This window comes from Tistrella mobilis (assembly GCF_039634785.1).
Classification (GTDB): domain Bacteria; phylum Pseudomonadota; class Alphaproteobacteria; order Tistrellales; family Tistrellaceae; genus Tistrella; species Tistrella mobilis.
Window position 1 is genome coordinate 239074 of sequence record NZ_JBBIAB010000005.1, and the last position, 24240, is coordinate 263313.

At 67.4% G+C, this 24240-nt stretch carries 20 protein-coding genes and 2 pseudogenes; 19 read left to right on the forward strand and 3 right to left on the reverse strand.

Features of this window, described 5'->3' with window-relative positions:
* Positions 1-20 precede the first annotated feature (20 nt).
* The 8 genes and pseudogenes from WI697_RS09240 to WI697_RS09275 form a co-directional block, all read left to right on the forward strand.
* Positions 21-1016 (forward strand): annotated as a pseudogene (locus WI697_RS09240) (pyruvate dehydrogenase complex E1 component subunit beta); the annotation flags it as partial.
* A 41-nt stretch (positions 1017-1057) separates the two neighbouring features.
* Positions 1058-2455, forward strand: coding sequence for a pyruvate dehydrogenase complex dihydrolipoamide acetyltransferase (locus WI697_RS09245; protein WP_345958244.1), 1398 nt, complete (start codon positions 1058-1060; stop codon positions 2453-2455).
* A gap of 76 nt (positions 2456-2531) precedes the next feature.
* Positions 2532-2732, forward strand: a pseudogene (locus tag WI697_RS09250) (biotin/lipoyl-containing protein); the annotation flags it as partial.
* A gap of 225 nt (positions 2733-2957) precedes the next feature.
* Positions 2958-4337 carry a dihydrolipoyl dehydrogenase gene (gene lpdA, locus WI697_RS09255; protein WP_345958315.1) on the forward strand — a complete coding sequence of 460 codons (1380 nt, stop codon included), beginning with the start codon at positions 2958-2960 and terminating at the stop codon, positions 4335-4337.
* 134 nt (positions 4338-4471) lie between these two features.
* Entirely contained in the window at positions 4472-5428 is a 957-nt protein-coding gene (gene lipA / locus WI697_RS09260; protein WP_062767731.1) for a lipoyl synthase, read from the forward strand.
* 109 nt (positions 5429-5537) lie between these two features.
* Positions 5538-6038: a type II toxin-antitoxin system RatA family toxin gene (locus WI697_RS09265; RefSeq protein ID WP_014745229.1), complete on the forward strand. Its 501-nt coding sequence runs from the start codon at positions 5538-5540 to the stop codon at positions 6036-6038.
* A gap of 118 nt (positions 6039-6156) precedes the next feature.
* A complete protein-coding gene (locus tag WI697_RS09270) occupies positions 6157-6621 on the forward strand; it encodes a GyrI-like domain-containing protein (RefSeq protein ID WP_345958245.1) in 465 nt (154 codons plus the stop codon).
* Positions 6618-7592 (forward strand): sigma-70 family RNA polymerase sigma factor, encoded by a 975-nt coding sequence (locus tag WI697_RS09275; RefSeq protein ID WP_345958246.1) that lies wholly within the window; start codon positions 6618-6620, stop codon positions 7590-7592. Before WI697_RS09270 ends, WI697_RS09275 begins: the two co-directional genes overlap by 4 nt.
* Before the next feature lie 25 nt (positions 7593-7617).
* Here WI697_RS09275 and WI697_RS09280 read toward each other — a convergent pair whose 3' ends face one another.
* From WI697_RS09280 to WI697_RS09290, 3 genes are read right to left on the reverse strand one after another with little or no spacing between them, the layout of a single operon-like run.
* The gene (locus WI697_RS09280) at positions 7618-8109 is read right to left on the reverse strand and encodes a CinA family protein (RefSeq protein ID WP_014745226.1); all 492 of its coding nucleotides are present in this window, start codon (positions 8107-8109) and stop codon (positions 7618-7620) included.
* Positions 8110-8131: 22 nt separating this feature from the next.
* A complete protein-coding gene (locus WI697_RS09285) occupies positions 8132-8653 on the reverse strand; it encodes a phosphatidylglycerophosphatase A family protein (RefSeq protein ID WP_345958247.1) in 522 nt (173 codons plus the stop codon).
* Complete coding sequence (locus WI697_RS09290) at positions 8650-9909, reverse strand: bifunctional 2-C-methyl-D-erythritol 4-phosphate cytidylyltransferase/2-C-methyl-D-erythritol 2,4-cyclodiphosphate synthase (protein ID WP_345958248.1); 1260 nt, start codon at positions 9907-9909, stop codon at positions 8650-8652. The genes WI697_RS09285 and WI697_RS09290 overlap by 4 nt, the downstream gene beginning before the upstream one ends.
* Before the next feature lie 187 nt (positions 9910-10096).
* Here WI697_RS09290 and dusB point away from each other — a divergent pair, with 187 nt between their 5' ends.
* From dusB to groL, 11 genes are all read left to right on the forward strand, one after another.
* Complete coding sequence (gene dusB / locus WI697_RS09295; RefSeq protein ID WP_345958249.1) at positions 10097-11095, forward strand: tRNA dihydrouridine synthase DusB; 999 nt, start codon at positions 10097-10099, stop codon at positions 11093-11095.
* Positions 11092-12387, forward strand: a complete 1296-nt coding sequence (locus WI697_RS09300) for a two-component system sensor histidine kinase NtrB (protein WP_231889502.1) — start codon at positions 11092-11094, stop codon at positions 12385-12387. The genes dusB and WI697_RS09300 overlap by 4 nt, the downstream gene beginning before the upstream one ends.
* 16 nt (positions 12388-12403) lie before the next feature.
* Positions 12404-13888 carry a nitrogen regulation protein NR(I) gene (ntrC, locus tag WI697_RS09305; protein WP_014745221.1) on the forward strand — a complete coding sequence of 495 codons (1485 nt, stop codon included), beginning with the start codon at positions 12404-12406 and terminating at the stop codon, positions 13886-13888.
* Positions 13885-16332 carry a sensor histidine kinase NtrY-like gene (locus tag WI697_RS09310; RefSeq protein WP_345958250.1) on the forward strand — a complete coding sequence of 816 codons (2448 nt, stop codon included), beginning with the start codon at positions 13885-13887 and terminating at the stop codon, positions 16330-16332. The genes ntrC and WI697_RS09310 overlap by 4 nt, the downstream gene beginning before the upstream one ends.
* Before the next feature lie 4 nt (positions 16333-16336).
* Positions 16337-17722, forward strand: a complete 1386-nt coding sequence (ntrX, locus tag WI697_RS09315; RefSeq protein WP_345958251.1) for a nitrogen assimilation response regulator NtrX — start codon at positions 16337-16339, stop codon at positions 17720-17722.
* A 33-nt stretch (positions 17723-17755) separates the two neighbouring features.
* A complete protein-coding gene (gene trkA, locus WI697_RS09320; RefSeq protein ID WP_014745218.1) occupies positions 17756-19132 on the forward strand; it encodes a Trk system potassium transporter TrkA in 1377 nt (458 codons plus the stop codon).
* A 25-nt stretch (positions 19133-19157) separates the two neighbouring features.
* A complete protein-coding gene (locus tag WI697_RS09325; RefSeq protein ID WP_345958252.1) occupies positions 19158-19874 on the forward strand; it encodes an HAD family hydrolase in 717 nt (238 codons plus the stop codon).
* 174 nt (positions 19875-20048) lie between these two features.
* On the forward strand, positions 20049-20318 hold the full coding sequence (gene hfq, locus WI697_RS09330) for an RNA chaperone Hfq (protein WP_041604880.1): 270 nt from the start codon (positions 20049-20051) through the stop codon (positions 20316-20318).
* 183 nt (positions 20319-20501) lie between these two features.
* Positions 20502-21869 carry a GTPase HflX gene (gene hflX, locus WI697_RS09335; RefSeq protein WP_345958253.1) on the forward strand — a complete coding sequence of 456 codons (1368 nt, stop codon included), beginning with the start codon at positions 20502-20504 and terminating at the stop codon, positions 21867-21869.
* A gap of 143 nt (positions 21870-22012) precedes the next feature.
* Entirely contained in the window at positions 22013-22303 is a 291-nt protein-coding gene (gene groES / locus WI697_RS09340) for a co-chaperone GroES (protein ID WP_014745214.1), read from the forward strand.
* A 118-nt stretch (positions 22304-22421) separates the two neighbouring features.
* Entirely contained in the window at positions 22422-24068 is a 1647-nt protein-coding gene (gene groL, locus WI697_RS09345) for a chaperonin GroEL (protein ID WP_062767713.1), read from the forward strand.
* The last annotated feature ends 172 nt before the right edge of the window (positions 24069-24240 follow it).

Sequence of the window (24240 nt, forward strand, 5' to 3'; positions counted from 1 at the left end):
ACGGATTTCAGAGAGAAACGGGTCCATACATGCCGAAGATCACGGTACGCGAGGCGCTGCGCGACGCCATGGCCGAAGAGATGCGCCGGGACGGCGACGTCTTCGTGATGGGCGAAGAGGTCGCCGAATACCAGGGCGCCTACAAGGTCACCCAGGGTCTGCTCGACGAATTCGGGGCAAAGCGGGTGGTCGACACCCCGATCACCGAACACGGCTTTACCGGCCTTGCCGTCGGCGCCGCCATGCGCGGCCTGAAGCCGATCGTCGAATTCATGACCTTCAATTTCGCCATGCAGGCGATCGATCAGATCATCAACTCCGCCGCCAAGACCAATTACATGTCCGGCGGCCAGATGCGCTGCCCGATCGTCTTCCGCGGCCCCAACGGTGCGGCGGCGCGCGTGGCGGCCCAGCACAGCCAGGACTATGCCAGCTGGTATGCCCATGTCCCCGGGCTGATCGTCATTGCGCCCTGGTCGGCGGCGGATGCCAAGGGCCTGCTGAAGGCCGCCATCCGCAATCCGAACCCGGTCATCTTCCTTGAGAACGAGATCCTCTACGGTCAGAGCTTCGAGGTGCCGGACGACGACGACCACGTGGTCGAGATCGGCAAGGCCGCGACCGTGCGCGAGGGGCGGGACGTGACCATCACCGCCTGGTCGATCAATGTCGGCAAGGCGCTGGAAGCCGCGGACAAGCTGGCGGGAGAGGGGATCGAGGCCGAGGTCATCGACCTGCGCACCATCCGCCCGCTCGACGTCGACACCATCGTGGCTTCGGTGAAGAAGACCAATCGCCTGGTGACGGTCGAGGAAGGCTGGCCGACTGCCGGCATGGGCGCCGAGCAGGCCGCGCTGATGATGGAGCACGCCTTCGATCATCTGGATGCGCCGGTGATCCGGGTCTGCGGCAAGGATGTGCCGCTGCCCTATGCCGCCAATCTCGAGAAGCTGGCCCTGCCGCAGCCCGACGACATCGTCGAGGCCGCCAAGCGCGCCGTCGGCTACGAATTCTGAGCCGGCATCGCCGGACCCCATCGAGAATCCGAGGACCGAACATGGCTCAGACCATCCTGATGCCGGCCCTGTCGCCGACCATGACCGAAGGCACGCTCGCCAAGTGGCTGGTGTCGGCCGGCGACAAGATTGAAAGCGGGCAGGTGATCGCCGAAATCGAGACCGACAAGGCCACCATGGAGGTGGAAGCGGTCGATGAAGGCGTGCTGGCCGAGATCCTGGTGCCGGAAGGCACCGAGAATGTTGCCGTGAACACGCCGATCGCCGTGCTCAAGGAAGAGGGTGACGACGATGCGGCGGTGGCGGAAGCCGCCGCCGGTGCCGGCGCGCCTGCACCCGCCGCCCAGGCCGAAGAGGCCGAGGCCGAAGGTGACGATGCCAGTGAGGCGGAAGCCGCAGCGGCCCCCGCTCCCAAGGCGTCGGCGAAGCCGGCGGCCGATGGCGAGGGCGGCCGGATCAAGGCGAGCCCGCTCGCCCGCCGCATCGCATCTGAAGCCGGTCTGGATCTCTCGGGCCTCGAGGGCACCGGTCCGCATGGCCGGATCGTGAAGGCCGATGTCGAGGCGGCGATCGCGCCGGGTGCGAAGCCCGCCGAGGCATCGAAAGCCCCGGGCCGCAGCGACGCCGCTCCGGCCGCCGAGGCGCCCAAGGCGACCCCGGCGCCGGCCCAGCAGACCGCTGGCGGTTACAGCGTGGCGGCGATCTCCGCCGCGGCTTCCGCCCAGACCCGCGATCTGGTCGACAAGCTGGGCATGCCGTACGAGGCCGAGGCCAATAACGGCATGCGCAAGACCATCGCCCGCCGCCTGCTCGACGCCAAGCAGACCGTGCCGCATTTCTACCTGACGGTGGACTGCGTCATCGACCGGCTGCTGGCGGTGCGCAAGGAGCTCAACGAGCGTGCCGGCGGCGGCGTGAAGATCAGCGTCAATGATTTCGTGGTGCGGGCCAGCGCCCTGTCGCTGCGCAAGGTGCCGGCGGCCAATGCCGCCTGGACCGACGAGGCGGTGCTGCGCTTCAAGGATGTCGACGTGTCCGTGGCCGTTGCGATCGATGGCGGGCTGATCACCCCGATCATCCGCAAGGCCGATACCAAGGGTCTGGCCGCGATTTCGTCGGAGATGCGCGACCTCGCCACCCGTGCCCGCGACGGCAAGCTGAAGCCCGAGGAATATCAGGGCGGCACCTTCTCGGTCTCGAACCTCGGCATGTACGGGATCAGGGAGTTCTCGGCGATCATCAACCCGCCGCAGTCGGCGATCCTGGCCGCCGGTGCCGCCGAGCAGCGGCCGGTGGTGAAGGATGGCGCGCTGGCGATCGCGACGGTGATGACGGTTACGCTCTCCTGCGACCACCGGGTGGTGGACGGCGCCGTCGGCGCCCAGTTCCTGGCCGCCTTCAAGAAGCTGATCGAGGACCCGCTGTCGATGCTGCTCTGAGCGGCATCCCGCGGTTCATCCTTCGAGACACACACGAGACGGACGGGAGACCCATCCCATGCCGATCAAGGTTCTGATGCCGGCGCTGTCGCCGACCATGACCGAAGGCACCCTGGCCCGCTGGCTGGTCAAGGAAGGCGACACGATCGAAAGCGGTCAGGTGATCGCCGAGATCGAGACCGACAAGGCCACCATGGAGGTCGAGGCGGCCGACGAGGGCGTGCTGGCGAAGATCGTGGTGCCGGAAGGCACCGAGAACGTCGCGGTCAATGCCCTGATTGCGGTCCTCGCCGATGAAGGCGAGGATCCGGCCGAGGCGGCAAAGGCCGCTGCCGGCGGTGCCGAGCCGCCGAAGGAAGCCCCCAAGGCCGCCGAGGCCGCGAAAAAGCCCGAACCCCCGAAGAAGCCTGAGCCCTCGAAGAAGGCCGAGGCGCCCAAGGCCGAGGCCAAAAAGCCGGCGCCGAAGACGGCCTCGGGACCGAAGAGCGGTGACGACTATGACGTGATCGTCATCGGCGGCGGCCCCGGCGGCTATGTCGCGGCGATCCGCGCCGGCCAGTTGGGCCTCCGCACGCTGGTGGTCGAGGAAAAGCACCTGGGTGGCATCTGCCTGAACTGGGGCTGCATTCCGACCAAGGCGCTGCTGCGGGCGGCCGAGGTGTGGACCCTGGTCAACCATGCCAGGGAATTCGGCATCACGGTCGAGAAGCCGAGCTTCGATCTGTCCGCGATCGTCAAGCGCAGCCGTGACGTGGCCAAGACCCTGTCGCAGGGCGTGGCGCATCTGCTGAAGAAGAACAAGGTCGAGGTCGCAGACGGCCGCGGCCGTCTGAACGGCCCGGGCAAGGTCGTGATCGAGGGCGCGAAGGGCAAGCGCAGCGTCACCGCCGATCACATCATTCTGGCGACCGGTGCCCGTGCCCGCGTGGTCAAGGGGCTGGAGCCCGATGGCGAGCGGGTCTGGACCTATCGCGAAGCCATGGTGCCCGAGAGCCTGCCCAAGTCGCTGCTGGTGGTCGGTTCCGGCGCGATCGGCATTGAATTCGCGAGCTTCTATCGCGCGCTCGGCGTCGAGGTGACCGTGGTCGAACTGCTCGACCGCATCCTGCCGGTCGAGGATGCCGAGATTTCGGGCCTCGCCCGCAAGGCCTTCGAGAAGCAGGGGATGAAGATCCTCACCGGCACCCAGGTCAAGGCGCTCGACAAAGGCCGGGACGGGGTGACCGCAACGCTCGAAGACGGCAAGGGCAAGGCCCAGACCCTGAAGGTCGACCGCGTGATCGTGGCGATCGGCATCGTCGGCAACACCGAGGATCTGGGGCTGGAGACGACGAAGGTGAAGGTCGAGAAGGGCCAGATCCAGGTCGGTCCGTATCTCGAAACCGACGAGTCGGGCATCTACGCGATCGGCGACGTGGCCGGCGCACCCTGGCTGGCTCACAAGGCCTCGCATGAAGGCGTGATCTGCGTCGAGGCCTTCGCCGGTGTCGAACATGTCCACCCGATGACCCGCGAGAACATTCCGGGCTGCACCTATGCCACCCCGCAGGTGGCCTCGGTCGGCATGACCGAGGCCAAGGCGAAAGAGGCCGGCTACGACGTCAAGGTCGGCCGCTTCCCCTATCGGGGGAATGGCAAGGCCCTGGCGCTGGGGGAACCCGAGGGGCTGGTCAAGACGGTGTTCGATGCGAAGACCGGCGAGCTGCTGGGTGCCCATATGATCGGTGCCGAGGTGACTGAGCTGATCCAGGGCTACACGGTCGCCAAGACCATGGAAGGCACCGAGCTCGACCTGATGCACACCATCTTCCCGCATCCGACCCTGTCCGAGATGATGCACGAGTCCGTGCTTGACGCCTTCGGACGGGCCATCCATTTCTAACCCGAAATACCCTCAGCGCCCTGCGACAGGCACGCCTGTAGCGCGGTCGACTGTGGTATGCTCGACCAAAGGCCCGGCTCCCGATCACCGGTCGGGGCCGGGCCTCAACCCATCCAGGCCGGGGGACATCGCACGTGGCCGTGATCATCCATCCCGTCGAGACGGCGCCAGCCAGCACCACGCCAGCCCAGCGTCAGCGCAAGCCCGACTGGATTCGCGTCAAGGCGCCGACCTCGCCACAGGTGGCGGAAATGCGCCAGCGCATGCGGCGCCTCAACCTCTTCACCGTCTGCGAAGAGGCCGCCTGCCCGAATATCGGCGAGTGCTGGACCCAGAAGCACGCCACCGTGATGATCCTGGGCGATATCTGCACCCGCGCCTGCCGGTTCTGCAATGTCGCGACCGGCATGCCCCGCGCGGTCGATCCGGACGAGCCCGCACATCTGGCGGAAGCGGTGGCCGAGATGGGGCTGGCGCATGTGGTGGTGACCTCGGTCGATCGCGACGATCTCGACGATGGCGGCGCCGGCCAGTTCGTCCAGGTGATCCGCCGCATCCGCGAGATGTCGCCCGAGACCACAATCGAGGTGCTCACCCCCGATTTCCAGCGCAAGAAGGGCGCGCTCGAAGCGGTGGCCGAGGCGCGGCCGGATGTGTTCAACCACAATCTGGAAACCGTGCCGCGGCTCTATGCCGATGTCCGGCCGGGGGCGCGCTATTTCCACTCGCTCAAGATCCTGTCGATGGTGAAGGATGTCGACCCCTCGATCTTCACCAAGTCGGGCATCATGGTCGGCCTGGGTGAGACCAAGGGCGAGGTTCATCAGGTGATGAACGATCTGCGCGCGGCGGATGTCGACTTCATGACCATCGGCCAGTATCTGCAGCCGACGCCCAAGCATCTGCCGGTCGACCGCTTCGTCACGCCCGAGGAGTTCCAGTCCTATGCGACCATGGGGCGGGCCAAGGGGTTCCTGCTGGTCTCGTCCAGCCCGCTGACCCGCTCGTCGCATCACGCCGACAAGGACTTCGCACAGCTGAAGGCCGCACGCGAGGCGCAGCTTGCAGCGGGTACCGCTCAGACCGTATAGAGAGACGGTCCGCCACGGCACCGTGGCAGCAGCCCCCGTATCGCGCGGGGGGAGCTGCCCGGCTGCCGTCCGCCCGACGATTCTCGCCAACGGGAGTTAGCGTTCGACGATGCCGTCCTTCAGCGAAAAGCGCGTACTGCCCTACGCGCCCGACCAGCTTTTCGACCTCGTTGCCGCCGTCGACCGCTATCCGGAATTCCTCCCCTGGTGCATTGCCTCGCGCATCCGCACGCGTGAGAGCTTCACCGACGCCGAGGGGCACAAGCGCGAGCGCATGGAGGCCGATCTGGTGATCGGCTTCAAGATGATCCGCGAGCGTTTCACCTCGAAGGTCGAACTCCTGCGCCCGCATGAGGTGCTGGTGACCGACGTGACCGGGCCGTTCGAACATCTGCGCAATCGCTGGTGTTTCGAGCCGCACCCCGAAGGCTGCCTGGTCGATTTCGAAGTCGATTTCAAATTCCGCTCGCGCCTGCTCGACAATGTGATGGGCGCGCTGTTCGGCGAGGCCACCCGGCGCATGGTCAAGGCTTTCGAGGCCCGGGCCGCCGATCTTTATGGGCGCGAGCCTCTGCATCGCGGCCAGGCGCCGCGGCCCGCCGAGCCCTGATCCCGGCTCTTCCTCCGCGGCTTCTCGATTTTTCGATGTGACATCGCGATCCGGGATGTCACAGGATGTCCGGGGTGGACGTCTTTCCGGCAGCGTCTCCCTGTCGAAGGACGATCCGATGACCGACATCGCCACGCCGCCTGCGGGTTTCAGCCGCTGCCGCTCCGGCGGTTTTGCCGTGACCGGCCTTGCTGCCATCGTCTCGAATGACGATCCGGACGCGATCGGCGTCCTGTGGGGGCGCTGGTTTGCGGAGCGGCCGCTGGAGGGGCAGCCCTGCGCCGATGCTGCGACCTATGCCGTCTATGATCGGTATCAGGGCGACCACAGCGCCCCTTTCCGGCTGACCATCGGCCGGGTTCTGGTGCCCGGTCTGCCGGTGCCTGACGGGCTGATCCGGATCGATCTGGCCGCGGCCGATTTTCTGGTGCTGCGGACCGCCGGCCCGCAGCCGGCGGCGCTGGCCGCAGGCTGGGCCAGGATCTGGCAAACCCTGCCGGACCGTGCCTTTCGGGCCGATTTCGACAGATGGCCGGATGCCGAGCCGGACCGGGCGGACATTCATGTGGAGCTGCGCGCATGAGCCTGACCACAAGCGCCATGCCGGGAACCTCCGCAGCCCGGACCGATGCCTTTCTCGCCCATGCACCGGCGGCCTGGGCGCAGGCCTACCGGTTGACCGGCAGTTCGGCCGACGCCGATGATGTGATGCAGGATGCCTGGCTGCGCTGGCAACGGGCCGAAGCCGGCGCCGAGGCCGGCCGGCCGCGTGAACCGCGGGCTTTTCTGCTGTCGGTGGCGACCCGGCTTGCACTTGACCGCCTGCGCAGCCGCCGGCGGGCCCGGACCGGCTATCCCGGCCCCTGGTTGCCGGAGCCGCTGGTGTCCGACATCGTGGCGCCCGAGGCGGGCCTCACCGAGACGACCGAGACCCTGTCGCTGGCGCTGCTCCGGCTGATGGAGCGGGTGCCGCCATCGGAACGCGCCGCCCTGCTTCTGGTCGAGGTGGCGGAAATGGAGGCCGACGAGGCGGCCGATGCGCTCGGCATTACCCCCGTGGCCTTGCGTCAGCGGCTGTCGCGCGCCCGGCGCCGCCTGGCGGCCGCCCGGGCGGAGCTGCCGGCGGCGGCAGATCCGCTGCTCGACCGCAGCCCCGGCAGCGGCAGCGCCGATCCCGAGGCGGCGCGTGCGCTTGCCGAAGCGGTTCTGAAAGCGGTGGCAAGCGGCGACGAGGTCATGCTCCGACGCCTGCTTGCCCCTGAAATCGTGCTGGAGAGCGATGGTGGGGGCAAGGCGGCGGCGGCGCTGAACCCTATCCGCGGCATCGACAAGGTGGTGCGGTTCCTGATCTCGATCACCCGCAAGCACCCGGCGCAGAGCGTGCGCCTCGCCCTGGTCAATGGTGCACCCGGCTTCATTCAGGATTTTCCCGACGGCAGCATGAGCGTCAGCGCGCTCGTCCTCGACGGGCAGGGGCGGGTGGGCGCCATTCTTACGATGCGCAATCCCGACAAACTCGGCGCCGTCCGCCGTCTGCTCGACGGGCGCGGCTGACCACCCGTCCGGGGCCTGGCCGGGGTCAGTCCGCCAGGGCGTCGAGCAGCATATCGAGCGCCACCGCGACGCTCTGGGCCCGCACGGCCTGACGGTCGCCCGGGAAAACATGCCGGCGATGGGTGACCGTGCCGCCGCGCCGCGCACAGGCAAGATAGACCAGTCCCACGGGCTTGGTGGGCGTGGCGCCGCCGGGCCCGGCAATGCCGGTGATCGACACGGCAAGATCGGCACGCGACCGGGCAATGCCACCGGTCGCCATCGCTTCGGCGACCGGCCGGCTCACCGCGCCCTCGGCCTCGATCAAGGCTGCCGGAACGCCGACCATCTCGGTCTTGGCCTCGTTGGAATAGGTCACGAAGCCGCGATCGACCACATCCGAAGAGCCGGCGACGGCGGTGAGCGTGCCGGCAACCAACCCGCCGGTGCAGCTTTCGACCGTGGCGATCTTCAGGCCGCGGTCCCGTGCCCGGGACAGAACAAGCTCTGCGGTCTCGATCAGGCTGTCAGTGAGCATGGGCAGGTGCTCCGGCGTGCGATCAAAGGGCAATGCCGGCCATGTCGAGGCCGGAGGCCAAAGCGACGAGCAACAGAATAGCGTAGACCCCGGCGATCAGGTCGTCGAGGATCACGCCCAGCGCGCCGCGGACATGGCGGTCGGCCCATCCTACCGGAAAGGGTTTGGCGATGTCGAAGGCACGGAAAGCGATGAAGGCCGCAAGCCACCAGTGCCAGTCGCCGAGCCGCCCGAGAGGGGCCAGTGCTGCCAGCGTAATCCAGAGGCCGGCCAGCTCGTCGATGACCACGCGTCCGGGGTCGTGGACCCCGTCATGAGCGGTGACCAGGCGGATGGCCCACCAGCCGGCGATGACCGCAAGCACGGCACCGATCAGCAGCGCCGGGGCACCACCCGCCCAGGCGACCGGGATGCCGATGGCCAGGGCGGCGACGGTACCGACGGTGCCGGGTGCGCGCGGGGCGTTGCCGCTGCCGAGCACGGTCGCGATCAGCTCTGCCGGATGATGGGCCGGCAGATGCTCGCGATGGCGGCGGGGGCTCAAACCACCGGCTCCGAAGCGGAGAGATCGGGGAGCAGCACCGTGGCGGTCGCCATGGCCGCCAGCCCTTCGCGGCGCCCGGTGAAGCCCAGCTGTTCGGTGGTGGTGGCCTTGACCCCGATCCGGGCGGGCGGCAGCCCGGTCAATTCGGCAAGGCGGCGGCGCATCGCCTCGCGATGAGGACCGACCTTCGGCCGTTCGCCGATGATGGTCACGTCGCAATGCACCAGCCGGCCGCCGATCGCGCCCATCAGGGCCAGAGCGTGGATCAGGAAGCGGTCGGACGAAGCGCCGCGCCAGCGGGCATCCGTCGGCGGAAAATGACGGCCGATATCATCGGCGGCGATGGCACCCAGCACCGCATCGGTCAACGCATGCAGGGCGACATCGGCATCGGAATGGCCGGACAGCCCCTGATCATGCGGCACACGAACACCGCAGAGCCAGACATGGTTGCCGGGGGCGAAGGCGTGGACATCGAAGCCGCTGCCGGTGGCCGGGAGCAGGGCGGCCGTCTGACCGCGCCGCGCCAGCAACTGCCGGGCCCTGTCCATATCCGCGGCCGTGGTGATCTTGAAGGCGGCCTCGTCGCCGTCGACCAGCCGGACGGCATGGCCAGCCGCCTCCATCACCGCCGCATCATCGGTCAGCGCGTGGGGCAGCGTGTGTCCGGCCGCGGCGCGATGAGCCGCAAGCAGCAGGTCCAGCCGTGCCCCTTGAGGGGTTTGCGCCCGCCAGAGGCCGTCGCGCGACACGGTCCCGGCGACCGTCATCGCCTCGCCCCGCTTCAGCGTGTCGGTGACGGCGAGGGCCGGCAGGGCTGCCGGCGCGTCACCCAGAGCCTTCAGGACCCTGTCGATCATCCCGGCCGGCAGGAAGGGGCGGGCGGCGTCGTGAACCAGCACGAGATCGATGTCACCACGCGCCGCCAGCGCTTCCAGGCCGAGGCGTACCGAATCCTGCCGCTCCGCGCCGCCGATGACCGGCGGCGCCACCTCCAGCCCCGCCAGCGCCCGGTCGTGCAGGTCCCGGTCATCCGGGCCGATCACGACCTGGACGAGATCGATCCGCGGGTGGGCAAGAAAGGCGGCAGCGGCATGGGCGAGCAGGGCACGGCCCCCAAGGGCCTGATACTGCTTGGGAACGCCGCCGCCGAACCGCCGGCCGCGTCCGGCCGCGACGATGAGTGCCGCCGCGCGGCCGGGCGGCGGAGCGTCGCCGACGGGATCGTCGGATGGCTGCGGCCGGGTCGGGGTCATCTGGCGCATCTCCTGGTCGGGCAGGGCGGGGCGGGGCTTCGAAACACCGCAGTGTCCTTCGATACCGGGGTCGGCCGATGGTTGCAAGCGCGGCCGACGCTTGCACCGCGCGGGCCGGCTCAATACACTTCGCCTAAACTTTATGCACTCAGCTCGGGCAATTGCCCAGCCCATGACCAGGAACCCGATGATCGATCGGCTTTTCTCACCCGACAGAGCTGCACCTCCGGTGCTGCTGGCACCCATGGCCGGTGTGACCGACCGTCCGTTTCGGACGATGGTGCGGCGCTTCGGCGTGTCGGCGACGGTGTCCGAGATGATCGCCGGCGGCACCCTGGTCGAGGGATGCCGACGCACCCTGTCGATGATCGACCTGGCGGGTGAGCCGGGGCCGGTCGCGGTCCAGCTGGCGGGGCGCGACCCCGAGGTGATGGCCGAGGCGGCGGAGAAGGCTGTCGAGGCGGGGGCGGCCTGGATCGATATCAACATGGGCTGTCCGGCAAAGAAGGTGATCAGTGGCGCCTGCGGCGCCGCATTGATGCGCGAACCCGACCGTGCCGAGGCCATCGTTCGGGCCGTGATCCGTGCGGCCGGCCCGGTGCCCGTCACGGTCAAGATGCGGCTGGGCTGGGCCGAAGGTGAACTCTCGGCGCCCGATCTGGCTGCACGGCTTGAACAGATCGGCGTCGCGATGATCACCGTGCACGGTCGAACGCGCGCCCAGCTCTATAAAGGTTCGGCCGATCCCGCGGGCATTGCGGCAGTGCGGCGGCGGGTTCGCGTGCCTCTGATCGCCAATGGCGACGTTGCAAGCCCTGCCGATGCGCGGCGGCTTCTGGACCGGACCGGCGCGGACGGGGTGATGATCGGACGCGCCACCATGGGGCGGCCCTGGCTGCCGGCGCTGGTGATGGCGGGTCTGGCGGGGCGTAGCGTCGCCATGCCGGACCCGGCCGCCATCTGGGCACTTGCCCGGGCGCATTACGATCTGGCACTCGACCACTACGGCGAGGCCCATGGTCGCCGGGTGGTGCGCAAGCATCTCGACGCCTATGCGACCGTTGCCGGCGCCGGCCGGGCGATACGCGACCATCTTGTCCGTGCCGAGCAGCCGGACGACGTACGTGCCGTGCTCGATCGCCTTGCGCTGGGCGATCTTCCGGCAGATTTCGGAGTGGCCGCATGAGTGACCCCAGCCTTCGGCACCCCGATCTTCTTAACCACGATGCCCCCGATCCCGAGGATCCCGTCCGTGATGTGGACGGAACCGCGGACGAAGGCCCCTCCACGCCCGCGGACGGGGGCCAGGACCCCGTCGGCAGCCCCCGCCAGCGCATGTGGAAAGGTCTGGCCCAGACCATGGCTCTGACCAGCTTCGGCCGGAAACGCCGGCCCTCCAAATCGTCCGTCCCGGGCGATGCGATCCTCGACGCCCTGCCGCACCCGGTTCTGGTGGTGGCCAATGACGACCGGATCCTCTATGGCAATCCGGCCGCGGAGCAGTTTTTCGGCACCGGCATCTCGGTGCTGATCGGCTCGGCGCTGACCGAGTTCATCCGCTATGACAGCCCGCTGATGGACATCATCCGCAAATGCTTCCTGCATGGCGGATCCAGCCTGAACGAATACGACATCGTGATCGACGGGCCGCGGACCGGCAGCCGGCTGGTGGATGCGCAGGTGGCCCCGCTGCCTGATCAGGGTGCCCCCGCCGTGCTGCTGTCGCTGATCGAGCGGTCCATGGCCCACAAGATCGATCGGCAGCTGACCCATCGGGGCGCCGCCCGATCGATCACCGGCATGGCCATGGCGCTGGCCCACGAGATCAAGAACCCGCTTTCGGGCATCCGCGGTGCCGCACAGCTGCTGGAGTACAACGTCGCCGAGGGCGACCGCATGCTCACCCAGCTGATCTGCAAGGAGGCCGACCGGATCGTGAACCTGATCGGCCGGATGGAGCAGTTTTCCGACGGCCGGCCGATCGAGCGGGAGCCGGTAAACATCCATGTGGTGCTGGAACATGTCCGCCGCCTGGCCCAGAACGGCTTTGCTTCCCATGTCCGGTTCATCGAGCAGTACGACCCCTCGCTGCCGCCGGTCTATGGCCATCACGACATGCTGGTGCAGATCTTCCTGAACCTGGTGAAGAACGCCGCCGAAGCCGTTCCGGAAGAGGGCGGAGAAATCACGCTCACCACCGCCTTCCAGCATGGTCTGCGTGTCCAGGTGCCGGGCAGCCGTGACCGGCTGGACCTGCCGCTGGTGGTGACGGTGCAGGATAACGGCCAGGGCGTGCCCGAGGATATCCGGGCCAATCTGTTCGATCCTTTCGTGACCACCAAACCCTCGGGTACCGGCCTCGGCCTGTCGCTGGTCGCCAAGGCGGTCAACGATCATGGCGGGGTGATCGAGGTCGACAGTCGCCCCCGGCGCACCGTGTTCAAGGTGATGCTGCCCATGTACAACCCCAAGGCCTGAAGGAACGACGGACGCGATGGAGCCCGCAACCATCCTGGTCGCCGATGACGACCGCAGCATCTGTACCGTTCTGCATCAGGCACTCAGCCGGGCCGGGCATACGGTGCGCACCACCGGCACCGCCGCCTCGCTGTGGCGGATGGTCGAGGACGGCGACGGCGATCTGGTGATCACCGATGTGGTGATGCCCGATGAGAACGCGCTCGACCTGTTGCCCCGGATCAAGCGCCTGCGCCCCAACCTGCCGGTCATCGTGATGACCGCACAGAAGACGCTGTTGACCGCGGTCAAGGCGACTGAACGCGGGGCCTTCGAATATCTCCCCAAGCCGTTCGATCTGAACGAACTTCTACGCATCGTGCAGCGGGCGCTCAACACCCGGCGGGGCGATGCACCGCCGCCGGCGCTGGATCAGCGCGGCCAGCCGCAGGCCGAAGAAGAGATGCCGCTGGTCGGCCGGTCGCCGTCGATGCAGGAAGTCTACCGGGTTATGGCCCGGATCATGGGCACCGATCTGACGGTGATGATCACCGGCGAAAGCGGCACCGGCAAGGAGCTGGTGGCGCGGGCGCTGCATGATTACGGCAAGCGTCGCGGCGGGCCGTTCGTGGCGATCAACATGGCGGCCATCCCGCGCGACCTGATCGAATCCGAGATGTTCGGCCACGAAAAGGGGGCCTTCACCGGTGCTGCCCAGCGCAAGACCGGCCGGTTCGAGCAGGCCCAGGGCGGCACGCTGTTTCTGGACGAGATCGGCGACATGCCGCTGGATGCCCAGACACGGCTGCTGCGCGTGCTTCAGGAAGGCGAATTCACCACCGTCGGCGGGCGCACGCCGATCCGGGCCGATGTCCGCATCATCGCGGCGACCCACCGCGACCTTCGCCAGCTGATCCAGCAGGGCCTGTTCCGCGAGGATCTGTTCTATCGCCTGAACGTGGTGCCGGTGCGCCTGCCGCCGCTGCGCGAGCGGCGGGAAGACATCGCGGATCTGGCCCGGCATTTCCTGAAGCTCGCCTGCGATCAAGGCCTGCCGCTCAAGACCCTGTCGGCCGATGCGATCGAGGTGCTGACCGCCTATCACTGGCCCGGCAATGTCCGCGAGCTTGAGAATCTGATGCGTCGCCTGGCGGCGCTGTCGGCCGAGGACGTGATCTATCGTCCCGATATCGAGGGCGAGTTCGCCGAGCCGATGCCGGCGGATGACGACCGACGCCGCGGCGGCAGCCTGGGTGAGGCCATCGATTTCCACCTCGCCGAATATTTCGATGCCCATGATGACGGCCTGCCGCCGGCAGGTCTCTATGATCGGATTCTGCGCGAGGTCGAGCGGCCGCTGATCGAGCGTACTCTGGTCGCCACCCGGGGCAATCAGATCAAGGCGGCCCAGGTGCTGGGGTTGAACCGCAACACCCTGCGTAAGAAGATCCGGGATCTGTCGATCGAGGTCACCCGTGGGGGCGAGCCTACCCGCATCGGCGGCAGCGTGGCCGGCAGATGACCACCGGATCCGCCGGGGAGGGCGTGCAGGAGGAACGGCCGCAGCCGTCGCGGGCGCCCGAGATGCGGCACCAGCGGGTTGCCGGCCGCATTGCCGGCAATTTCGGCCGCCGCATGGCCGTGCTCGTGGCCCGCATCCGTCCCGGTCGGATCTTCACGATCGCCCTGCTGATTGCGGCGCTGGGCGCGGGTGTTGCGACCTATCTGGCGCTGACGGGGCTGTCGTTCTTCGGCAACAACTGGGGGACAGAGGCCCGCGCCGATGCCGGCACGGTGTTCATTCTGCTGAACATCGATCTGGCCTTGCTGCTGCTGCTGGTGGGCATGCTGGCGCATGGGCTGGTCCGGCTATGGCTGCAACGGCGCCGGCAGTCGACCGCCTCGCGGCTGCAACTGAGGCTGGTGACGCTGTTCGCGCTGGTGGCGGCGCTGCCCGCAATTGTCGTGATGGTGTTCTCGGCGCTGTTCTTCGATTTCGGCGTGCAGACCTGGTTCAACGAGCGGGTTCGCACCGCGCTCAGCCAGTCGCGCGAGGTGGCTCAGGCCTATCTGCTGGAGCATCAGCGCACCATCCGGGCGGATGTCATCGCCATGGCGGGCGACATCGACCGCGAGGCGCTGACCACCTTCGATGCCAATGGCCGCCTTCAGCGGTTGATCGAGATCCAGGCGGCGCTTCGCAATCTGCCCGAGGCGATGGTCTTCCGCGGCGATGGCCGCATTCTTGCCCGCACGGAACTCAGCTTCAGCCTGGAGTTCGCCACCGTGCCGCAGCCGCTGCTCGACGAGGCGCGGCGCGGTGAGGTGGTGCTGCTGACCGACCGCCAGGACGATCGGGTACGGGCACTGGTCCAGGTGCCGAGCCTGGGGGATGTTTTCCTGTATGTTGGCCGGTTCGTCGACAGTACCGTGCTCGACCACATGGAGCAGGTGAACCGGGCGGTCTCGCAGTACGAGGAGGCGGACAGCCGTCGGTCGGGCATCCAGCTCAGCTTCACCGGCCTGTTCGTGCTGATCGCGCTTCTGCTGCTGCTCGCGGCGGTGTGGATCGGCTTTCTGGTCGCGCGATCGATCGCCCGGCCGGTCAGCCAGCTGGTCGGCGCCGCGGAACGGGTGCGCGGCGGCGATCTGACCGCCCAGGTGCCGGAGGGACGGGAGGATGACGAGGTCGGCATCCTGGCCCGGGCCTTCAACCGCATGACCCGGCAGCTGGCGGCGCAACGCGAGGCATTGCTGGCGGCCAATCGCCAGATCGACACCCGTCGCCGCTTCACCGAGAAGGTGCTGGAGGGCGTCTCGGCGGGTGTTATCGGTCTCGATGCCGAAAACCGGGTCAATCTGGCCAATCGTTCGGCTCTGGCCCTTCTGGGGGTGGATTTCGATCAGGCGGTGGACCGGCCGGTCACCGAGCTTCTGCCGGCGCTGGCGCCGCTGCTGGCCCGACTGGCCGAACGGCCGGATCGGGTGGTTCAGGCCCAGATCGAGGCGGTTGCCGGCGGCAATCATCGCAATCTGATGGTGCGCCTGGCGGCCGATCTGGTGGTTCAGCGCGGCCGCGACGGCGCGGCGGCAACCGTCGGCGTGGTGGTCACCTTCGACGACATCACAGAATTGATGGTGGCGCAGCGCACGGCTGCCTGGTCGGATGTGGCACGTCGCATCGCCCACGAGATCAAGAACCCGCTGACCCCGATCCAGCTGTCGGCCGAGCGGCTGAAGCGGAAATATCTGAAGGAAATCACCTCCGATCCCGACACCTTCGTCGCCTGCACCGAGACCATCATCCGCCAGGTCGGCGATATCGGGCGGATGGTGAACGAGTTCTCGTCCTTCGCCCGCATGCCGCAGCCGGTGATGGCCGATGTCGATCTGGGGCCCTTGCTGCGCGAAGCCTCGATCACCCAGCGCATGGGACGCCCCGAACTGAAGTTCGATCTGGAACGGCCGGATGGCCCGGTGATGGTGCGGGCAGACGCGCGACTGCTGGGCCAGGCCTTGACCAATCTGCTGGTCAATGCCGGTCAGGCGGTCGACGCGGTGGCCGAGGGCGAAGGTGTGCCGGTCAAGGATCTGCCCGAAGAGCGCCGGGTGATCCGGATCGTTCTGGAGGCGGGGGAGAAGCGGGCGCTGATTACCGTCGAAGACGCCGGCAAGGGCCTGCCCGAGGCGTTCCGCGGGCGACTGACCGAGCCTTACGTCACCACCAAGGCGAAGGGAACGGGTTTGGGCCTCGCCATCGTCCGCAAGATCATGGAAGATCACGGCGGCCGCCTGTCGATCGACGACCGTCGATCGGCCGACGGGCGTATCATCGGGGCGGTGGCGACACTGGAACTGCCCCTGGCCGATCCGGGTGCCGTCCCCGGCGCGGCCGCGTCAGACAACCGGCATTCCACGCCACGGCAGGACGGTCCCAACAGCTCTTCTGGTTCTACAAGGCCCTGACGCGATGCCATCGGACATTCTGATCGTCGATGACGAAGACGACATCCGGCACCTGGTCGCTGAACTGCTCCGCGACGAGGGCTATACCGCCCGGACGGCGCGCAACAGCGACGAGGCGCTGGCCGAGGTCGCGGCCCGGCTGCCCGATATGGTGCTGCTCGATATCTGGCTCGATGGCAGCCGGCTCGACGGCATGGGCATCCTGTCCGAAATCGTGCGCGACCATCCCGGCCTGCCGGTGGTGATGTTCAGCGGTCATGGCACCATCGAGACGGCGGTCACCGCCATCCGCGAGGGTGCCTATGATTTCATCGAGAAGCCGTTCAAATCCGATCGTCTGCTGCTGGTGGTGCGCAATGCCATTGAGCATGCCAAGCTGCGCCGCGAAGTGGCCGACCTCAAGAAGCGCACCGGCGGTGATGCCGAACTGATCGGCACCTCGGCCGCGGTGCGCCAGCTGCGGCACACGATCGAACGGGTGGCGCCGACCAACAGCCGCGTGCTGGTGACCGGCCCCGCCGGTGCCGGCAAGGAAGTGGCCGCGCGGCGGATCCACACCCAGTCGCGCCGGGCCGATGCACCATTCGTGGTGCTGAACTGCGCCATCATGACGCCAGATCGCGTGGAGGCGGAGCTGTTCGGCGCGGAGCCGGGAGCGCTTGGCCCCGACACGCCGCGCAAGCTCGGCCTGTTCGAACAGGCCCATTCCGGCACCCTGTTCCTCGACGAGGTTTCAGACCTGCCGATGGAGACCCAGGGCAAGGTGGTGCGTGCCCTGCACGAGCAGCGCTTCACCCGGCTTGGCGGCGAGCGGCCGATCGAGGTCGATGTGCGGGTGGTTGCGGCCACCAACCGCGATCTTGCAAGCGAGATCCAGTCGGGGCGTTTCCGCGAGGATCTGTTCTACCGCCTGAACGTCGTACCGCTCAGGGTACCCAGCCTGAAAGAACGGCGGGACGACATCCCCGAACTGGCGCGGCATTTCATGGCGCGGGCTGCGGCGATGTCGGGCTTGCCGCCCCGCAGCCTGGGTGCTGATGCGCTGGCCGTGCTTCAGGCCGGGGAGTGGCCCGGCAATGTCCGCCAGCTGCGTAACGTCATCGAGTGGCTGCTGATCATGGCGCCGGGCGATGCCCAGACTGAGATCCGGGCCGAGATGCTGCCGCCGGAGCTGGGGGCGGGTGCGCCCGCCCTGGTCAACCCGTCGGAGGATGGTGAAATCATGGGCCTGCCGCTACGCGATGCCCGCGAGGTGTTCGAGCGCAACTACCTGAAGGCCCAGGTCGCCCGCTTCAACGGCAACGTGTCGCGGACGGCGAGTTTTGTGGGCATGGAGCGCTCTGCGCTGCATCGCAAGCTCAAAAGCCTCGGCATCAATACTTCCTCGTAACCCACTGGCAGATCGTCGAAAGGGCAGGGCCACATGAAGGTCATCATCTGCGGCGCCGGCCAGGTGGGGCACAACATCGCACGCTCGCTGGTGCGTGAAGAGAACGACATCACCGTCATCGATCAGTCGGAAGACCTGATCCGCAAGCTTTCCGAATCGCTCGAGATCAAGGGGTTGATCGGCTACGCCTCGCATCCCGACGTGCTGGAGCAGGCGGGGGCGGCCGATGCCGACATGCTGATCGCGGTCACGGCCTCGGACGAGGTCAACATGGTCGCCTGTCAGGTGGCGCATGCGCTGTTCAACGTCCCGACCAAGATCGCGCGCGTCCGCCATCAGGGCTATCTGCAGCCGATGTGGGCCGATCTGTTCAGCCGCGAGAACCTGCCGATCGACGTGATCATCTCGCCTGAACTGGAAGTGGCGCGGGCAATCGGCCGGCGCCTGAAGGTGCCCGGGGCGACCGACGTCATTCCGTTCGCCGGTGATCGGGTCTATCTGGTCAGTCTGAAGGCGGAAGCCTCGTGTCCGGTGGTCAACACACCCCTCTCTCAGCTGACCGAACTGTTCCCGGATCTCACGCTCCGGATCGTGTCCATCATCCGGGGGGACCGGATGATCGTGCCCACCCCGCGCGATCAGATCATCGCCGGCGACCAGATCTATTTCGTCGCGGATCGGGACCACGTGCCGCGGGCGATGGCGATCTTCGGCTTCGAGGAACGCGAGGCGCGCCGGATCATCGTTGTCGGTGGCGGCAATATCGGCCTGTTCCTGGTCTCGCAGCTCGAAAAGCTGCAGCCGCGGCTGAATATCAAGCTGATCGAAGCCGATCGCCATCGGGCGGAACGGATCGCGGATCAGCTGACCCACAGCCTGGTGCTTTCGGGCAGTGGGCTTGACCCGGACCTGCTGGGAGACGCCAATACCGGCGGCGCCGAGACGATCGTCACCGTGACCAATGACGATGAATCCAACATCCTCTCGGCCCTGCTGGCCAAGCGCATGGGCTGCAAGCGGGCGATGGCGCTGGTCAACAATCCGACCTACCCGCCGCTGATCAGCTCGCTGGGCGTCGATGTGGTGATCAATCCGCGGGCCGTGACGGTGTCGCGGATCCTGCAGCATGTCAGGCGTGGCCGCATCCACGCCGTCTACAGCCTTCAGGATGGCGGCGGCGAGATCATCGAGGCCGATGCGCTGGAGACGTCGCCGCTTGTCGGGCGGCCGCTTCGGGAAACCGGCCTGCCGCAGGGGGTGATCATCGGCGCCGTGGTGCGCGAGGGCAAGGTCATCGCCCCCGATGGCGACACGGTGATAAAGGCGCGGGACCGGATCGTGCTCTTCGCGCTGGCCGACAGCATCCGCAAGGTCGAAAAACTGTTCTCCGTCCGCCTCGAATTCTTCTGACCCGATCCGGAGCCCCGCCTTCGCCATGACCCTGACCATGCCCGCGCGCGGGCTTGACGATGCGGCTGCCTTTGCGCGGCTCGGCCGCCCCGACGCCGTGCTGTTCGATTGGGATCACACCCTTGTCGATGCCTGGGGGGCGATCCTCGCCGCCTATAACGACGTCATGATCGCCTATGGCAAGCCGCCGGCGCTGACCCCGGAAGAGGGGCGGCTGCGCATCCGCCGCTCGATGCGCGACACCTTCCCCGAGATTTTCGGGGATCGTTGGCAGGAGGCGGCGCTGCGTTTCAAGGCAGCCTATGCCGCGCGGCACCTCGAGACCGTGGTCGCCATGGAGGGGGCTGCAGATCTGCTCGACCTGCTGGCGGGGCAGGGCATCCCGCTCGGTGTGGTCAGCAACAAGCAGGGCCCGTTCCTGCGGGCCGAGGTTGCCCACCTGGGGTGGGGGGAACGCTTCGGCGCCCTGCTTGGGGCCGGCGATGCCACGCGCGACAAGCCCGATGCGGCGCCGGTCATAGAGGCGCTGGCCACCGTCGGCCGCGAGGCCGGCCCGAATGTCTGGTTCGTCGGCGATGCCCTGGTCGACATGGACTGTGCCCGGGCCGCGGGCTGCACCGGCATCCTTCTGGTCCACGACGGGACGAGTCTTGATGAAGGGGTGCTTACACGCGCAGATCTCCGGGTTGTCGATTGCCGCCACCTGCACGACCTTGTAACTTCGGCGATGGGTCTTACCTGATCGGGCGGTCCGATATGGTACGGCTCCGGGCCGGCGTGTGATGGCACGCGGTACCCGGGCGGGGGACGCCCGGCAACCGGCTCGACAAAGATCCCGGCTAAGACCCGAAAAGCGGTCGCGGCGGCCGGGAGACAGACCAACATCGCCGCATGATAACAAGAAGGGGTGCCTCTCATGGCGTCTGAAAAGAACCAGAACCTCCAGGATGTGTTTCTGAACTACATCCGGAAGAACAAGACTCCGGTGACCGTGTTCCTGGTCAACGGTGTCAAGCTTCAAGGTGTCGTGACCTGGTTCGACAACTTCTCCGTGCTGCTGCGGAGGGACGGGCACAGTCAGCTCGTGTACAAGCATGCCATCTCGACCGTCATGCCGACGGTGCCGGTCCAGCTGTTCGATGCCCAGGCTCAGGGTGATCGCGACAAGGATCACGGCGACCATTGATGGTCGAGACGGACGGGGAACACGTGCTCTGCCCGCGCGGGTCCCCTGTCCGGCAGGGTTTCTGACCAGGCCGCCGCGGGTTCGCGTGCGGCCTGTCATCGCCTTTGGGGCGGGGTGGCGACCGCCGGCGACATGATGTCGCAACCTTTCCTGTCCTTTGCGCCCGGCGCATGAAGGAGCGGTTTGTCCGACGATAAGATCATCATCCGGCCCGACGGCGATCTGCCGGCCCGGGCCCTGGTTCTGCAGCCCGACGTCAAGGAGCAGCGGCGCGGTGCGCCGGCCCCGGTCGAGGACGATCCCGAAGCGGTGCGCAGCACCCGCGCGCGGCTGGACGAGGGGGTGGCGCTGACCGGCGCCCTCGGCCTCGACGTCGCCGAGGGGCTGGTTGTGCCGGTTGCGCGCATGCGGCCGTCCACCCTGCTGGGGTCGGGCAAGGTCGACGAGATCAAGGCGAAGCTCGAAGCCGCACCGGTCGATCTGGTGGTGATGAACCGGCCGCTGACGCCCATCCAGCAGCGCAACCTGGAGAAGGCCTGGAACGTCAAGGTCATCGACCGGATCTGGCTGATTCTGGAGATTTTCGCCGACCGCGCCCGCACCCGGGAAGGGCGGTTGCAGGTCGAACTCGCCCGGCTCGGCTATCAGCGCAGCCGTCTGGTCCGCAGTTGGACCCATCTGGAGCGCCAGCGCGGCGGCCGCGGCTTCCTGGCTGGCCCCGGCGAAACCCAGATCGAGACCGACCGCCGGATCATCGACGACAAGATGGCCAGGCTGAAGCTTCAGCTTGCCGAGGTCGTCCGTACCCGGGAGCTGCACCGCAAGAAGCGCCGTGAAGTTCCCTATCCGGTGGTGGCGCTGGTCGGCTACACCAATGCCGGCAAGTCGACGCTGTTCAATCGGGTCACCGGCGCTTCGGTGATGGCCAAGGATATGTTGTTCGCCACGCTGGACCCGACCATGCGTGCGCTCGACCTGCCCTCGGGCCGGCGGGTGATCCTGTCCGATACCGTGGGCTTCGTCTCCGAACTGCCGACCGGCCTCATCGCCGCCTTCCGGGCGACGCTTGAAGAGGTGCGCGAGGCGGCGCTGATCATCCATGTCCGCGACATCGCGGACCCCGATACCGGCGCCCAGCGGCGCGACGTGCTCCATGTGCTGGGTGAGCTGGGCATGGGCCATCGCCTGGCCGACGACGTGCTCGAATTCCGCAACAAGCTCGACATGCTGGAAGGCGAGGCGCGGGAGCGGGTGCTGAACGAGGCGGCGCGCGCTGAAGATGCGGTTGCGGGTTCAGCCCTCTCCGGCGAAGGGCTCGACCGGTTGTTCGCCGCGATCGATGCCCGGCTCGCGATCGGGGACGAGCTTGCCCATTTCGACGTGCCGCATGCCGACGGCCAGGCCCTGGCCTGGCTCTATGCCCATGGCGAGATCGCCGAGCGCGAGGATGACGAGGCTGCGGCCCATGTGGCCGTCCGCCTGAAACCCCAGGATCTGAGCCGGTTCCAGGCCCGCTGGCCGCATCTCTCGGCGCCTGTGTCGCCGACGTGATTTTTTTGGGCCCGGAGCCCTTGAACGATTTGCTAGCACTCTTACCTGAGGAGTGCTAAACAGCCCGTGCAGGTCCGGCCCATCCGGGAGAGCCTGAACGGGCCGGGCACATCCTCAGAAATCGCTCAGACTGGAGAGTACTCATGGCGATTCGTCCGCTGCATGATCGCGTCGTTGTGCGCCCGATCGAGCAGGAGCAGAAGACGGCCGGCGGCATCATCATCCCCGACACCGCCAAGGAGAAGCCGCAGCAGGGCGAAGTCATTGCGGTCGGCAATGGCGTCCGCGGCGAGGACGGCAAGGTTGTGGCGCTCGACGTGAAGGTCGGCGACCGCGTCCTCTACGGCAAGTGGTCGGGCACCGAGGTGAAGGTCGACGGCCAGGACGTTCTGATCCTGAAGGAGCAGGACATCTTTGGCGTGATCGAGGGCTGATCCCCTTCATCCCGCATCCGGTTCCGCTTTCGCCGGACCAAATTTCGTGACCAGGGACCGGGATGGCCGCCAGGCGGGTCCCATCCCCTGACCACATCAGAGCTTTTGAGGAAGAACCATGGCTGCCAAGGAAATCAAGTTTGGTAACGATGCGCGCGTGAAGATTCAGCGCGGTGTCGACGCCCTGGCCAATGCCGTGAAGGTGACGCTGGGCCCGAAGGGCCGCAACGTCGTGATCGAGAAGTCCTTCGGCGCGCCGCGCATCACCAAGGACGGCGTCTCGGTCGCCAAGGAAATCGAGCTGTCGGACAAGTTCGAGAACATGGGCGCGCAGCTGGTCCGCGAGGTTGCCTCGAAGACCGCCGACAACGCCGGTGACGGCACCACCACCGCCACCGTTCTCGCCCAGGCGATCTTCAACGAGGGCCTGAAGGCCGTCGCCGCCGGCATGAACCCGATGGATCTGAAGCGCGGCATCGACCAGGCCGTCGCCAAGGTCGTCGAGACCCTGAAGTCGCGCGCCAACCCGATCAACACCTCGGACGAGATTGCCCAGGTCGGCACCATCTCGGCCAATGGCGAGCGTGAGATCGGCGAGATGATCGCCGAGGCCATGCAGAAGGTCGGCAAGGAAGGCGTGATCACGGTCGAAGAGGCGAAGAGCCTGCTGACCGAGCTGGATGTCGTCGAGGGCATGCAGTTCGACCGCGGCTATGTGTCGCCCTATTTCGTGACCAACGCCGAGAAGATGGAAGCCGAGCTCGAGAGCCCGCTGATCCTTCTCTACGAGAAGAAGCTCTCCAGCCTTCAGCCGATGCTGCCGGTCCTCGAGGCCGTCGTGCAGCAGAACCGTCCGCTGCTGATCATTGCCGAGGACGTCGAGGGCGAGGCCCTGGCGACCCTGGTCGTGAACAAGCTGCGTGGCGGCCTGCGCGTCGCCGCCGTGAAGGCGCCGGGCTTCGGCGATCGCCGCAAGGCCATGCTGCAGGACATCGCGATCCTGACCGGCGGCCAGGTGATCTCTGAAGACCTGGGCATCAAGCTGGAGACGGTCACCGTCGACATGCTGGGCACCGCCAAGACCGTTCGCATCACCAAGGACGACACCACCATCGTCGACGGTGCGGGCGAGAAGGAGGAGATCCAGGGCCGCGTCGCGCAGATCAAGGCGCAGATCGAGGAGACCACCTCGGACTACGACCGCGAGAAGCTGCAGGAGCGTCTGGCGAAGCTGGCCGGCGGCGTCGCGGTGATCCGCGTCGGCGGCGCCACCGAGACCGAGGTGAAGGAGCGCAAGGATCGCGTCGACGACGCGCTGCATGCGACCCGCGCTGCGGTCGAAGAGGGCATCGTTCCGGGCGGCGGCACTGCGCTGCTCTACGCCACCAAGGCGCTTGAGGGCCTGACCGGCGTCAATGCCGACCAGACCACCGGCATCGACATCGTCCGCCGCGCCCTGACCCGTCCGGTGCGTCAGATCGCCGACAATGCCGGCGTCGATGGCGCCGTCGTGGCCGGCAAGCTGGCCGAGAGCTCGGACAGCAACTGGGGCTTCGACGCGCAGAAGGGCGAGTACACCGACCTGGTGAAGGCCGGCATCATCGACCCGGTGAAGGTCGTCCGCAGCGCGCTGCAGGATGCCGCCTCGGTCGTCGGCCTGCTGATCACCACCGAGGCCATGGTCGCCGAGAAGCCCGAGAAGAAGGACGCTGCTCCGGCCGGTGGCATGGGCGGCATGGGTGGCATGGGCGGCATGGACTTCTGATCCGGCCGATACCAGCCGACCCGATCTTCGGATCGACGGTCTATGTATCGATGGAGGCCGCAGTCCCGGAAACGGGGCTGCGGCCTTCTTCTTTTTCTGACAAAGAGTTACCGACGGATCTTCCGGAATTCCGGAAAGAAAAAAGCCCGCCCCGGTGCGACCGGGGCGGGCT

Excerpts from the sequence above, each read along its gene's own strand:
- WI697_RS09245 (WP_345958244.1), top strand. The coding sequence starts at position 1,058 with ATGGCTCAGACCATCCTGATGCCGGCCCTGTCGCCGACCATGACCGAA.
- WI697_RS09265 (WP_014745229.1), top strand. The coding sequence starts at position 5,538 with ATGCCGTCCTTCAGCGAAAAGCGCGTACTGCCCTACGCGCCCGACCAG.
- WI697_RS09270 (WP_345958245.1), top strand. The coding sequence starts at position 6,157 with ATGACCGACATCGCCACGCCGCCTGCGGGTTTCAGCCGCTGCCGCTCC.
- WI697_RS09275 (WP_345958246.1), top strand. The coding sequence starts at position 6,618 with ATGAGCCTGACCACAAGCGCCATGCCGGGAACCTCCGCAGCCCGGACC.
- WI697_RS09280 (WP_014745226.1), bottom strand. The coding sequence starts at position 8,109 with ATGCTCACTGACAGCCTGATCGAGACCGCAGAGCTTGTTCTGTCCCGG.
- WI697_RS09290 (WP_345958248.1), bottom strand. The coding sequence starts at position 9,909 with ATGACCCCGACCCGGCCGCAGCCATCCGACGATCCCGTCGGCGACGCT.
- dusB (WP_345958249.1), top strand. The coding sequence starts at position 10,097 with ATGATCGATCGGCTTTTCTCACCCGACAGAGCTGCACCTCCGGTGCTG.
- WI697_RS09300 (WP_231889502.1), top strand. The coding sequence starts at position 11,092 with ATGAGTGACCCCAGCCTTCGGCACCCCGATCTTCTTAACCACGATGCC.
- ntrC (WP_014745221.1), top strand. The coding sequence starts at position 12,404 with ATGGAGCCCGCAACCATCCTGGTCGCCGATGACGACCGCAGCATCTGT.
- WI697_RS09310 (WP_345958250.1), top strand. The coding sequence starts at position 13,885 with ATGACCACCGGATCCGCCGGGGAGGGCGTGCAGGAGGAACGGCCGCAG.
- ntrX (WP_345958251.1), top strand. The coding sequence starts at position 16,337 with ATGCCATCGGACATTCTGATCGTCGATGACGAAGACGACATCCGGCAC.
- trkA (WP_014745218.1), top strand. The coding sequence starts at position 17,756 with ATGAAGGTCATCATCTGCGGCGCCGGCCAGGTGGGGCACAACATCGCA.
- WI697_RS09325 (WP_345958252.1), top strand. The coding sequence starts at position 19,158 with ATGACCCTGACCATGCCCGCGCGCGGGCTTGACGATGCGGCTGCCTTT.
- hfq (WP_041604880.1), top strand. The coding sequence starts at position 20,049 with ATGGCGTCTGAAAAGAACCAGAACCTCCAGGATGTGTTTCTGAACTAC.
- groES (WP_014745214.1), top strand. The coding sequence starts at position 22,013 with ATGGCGATTCGTCCGCTGCATGATCGCGTCGTTGTGCGCCCGATCGAG.
- groL (WP_062767713.1), top strand. The coding sequence starts at position 22,422 with ATGGCTGCCAAGGAAATCAAGTTTGGTAACGATGCGCGCGTGAAGATT.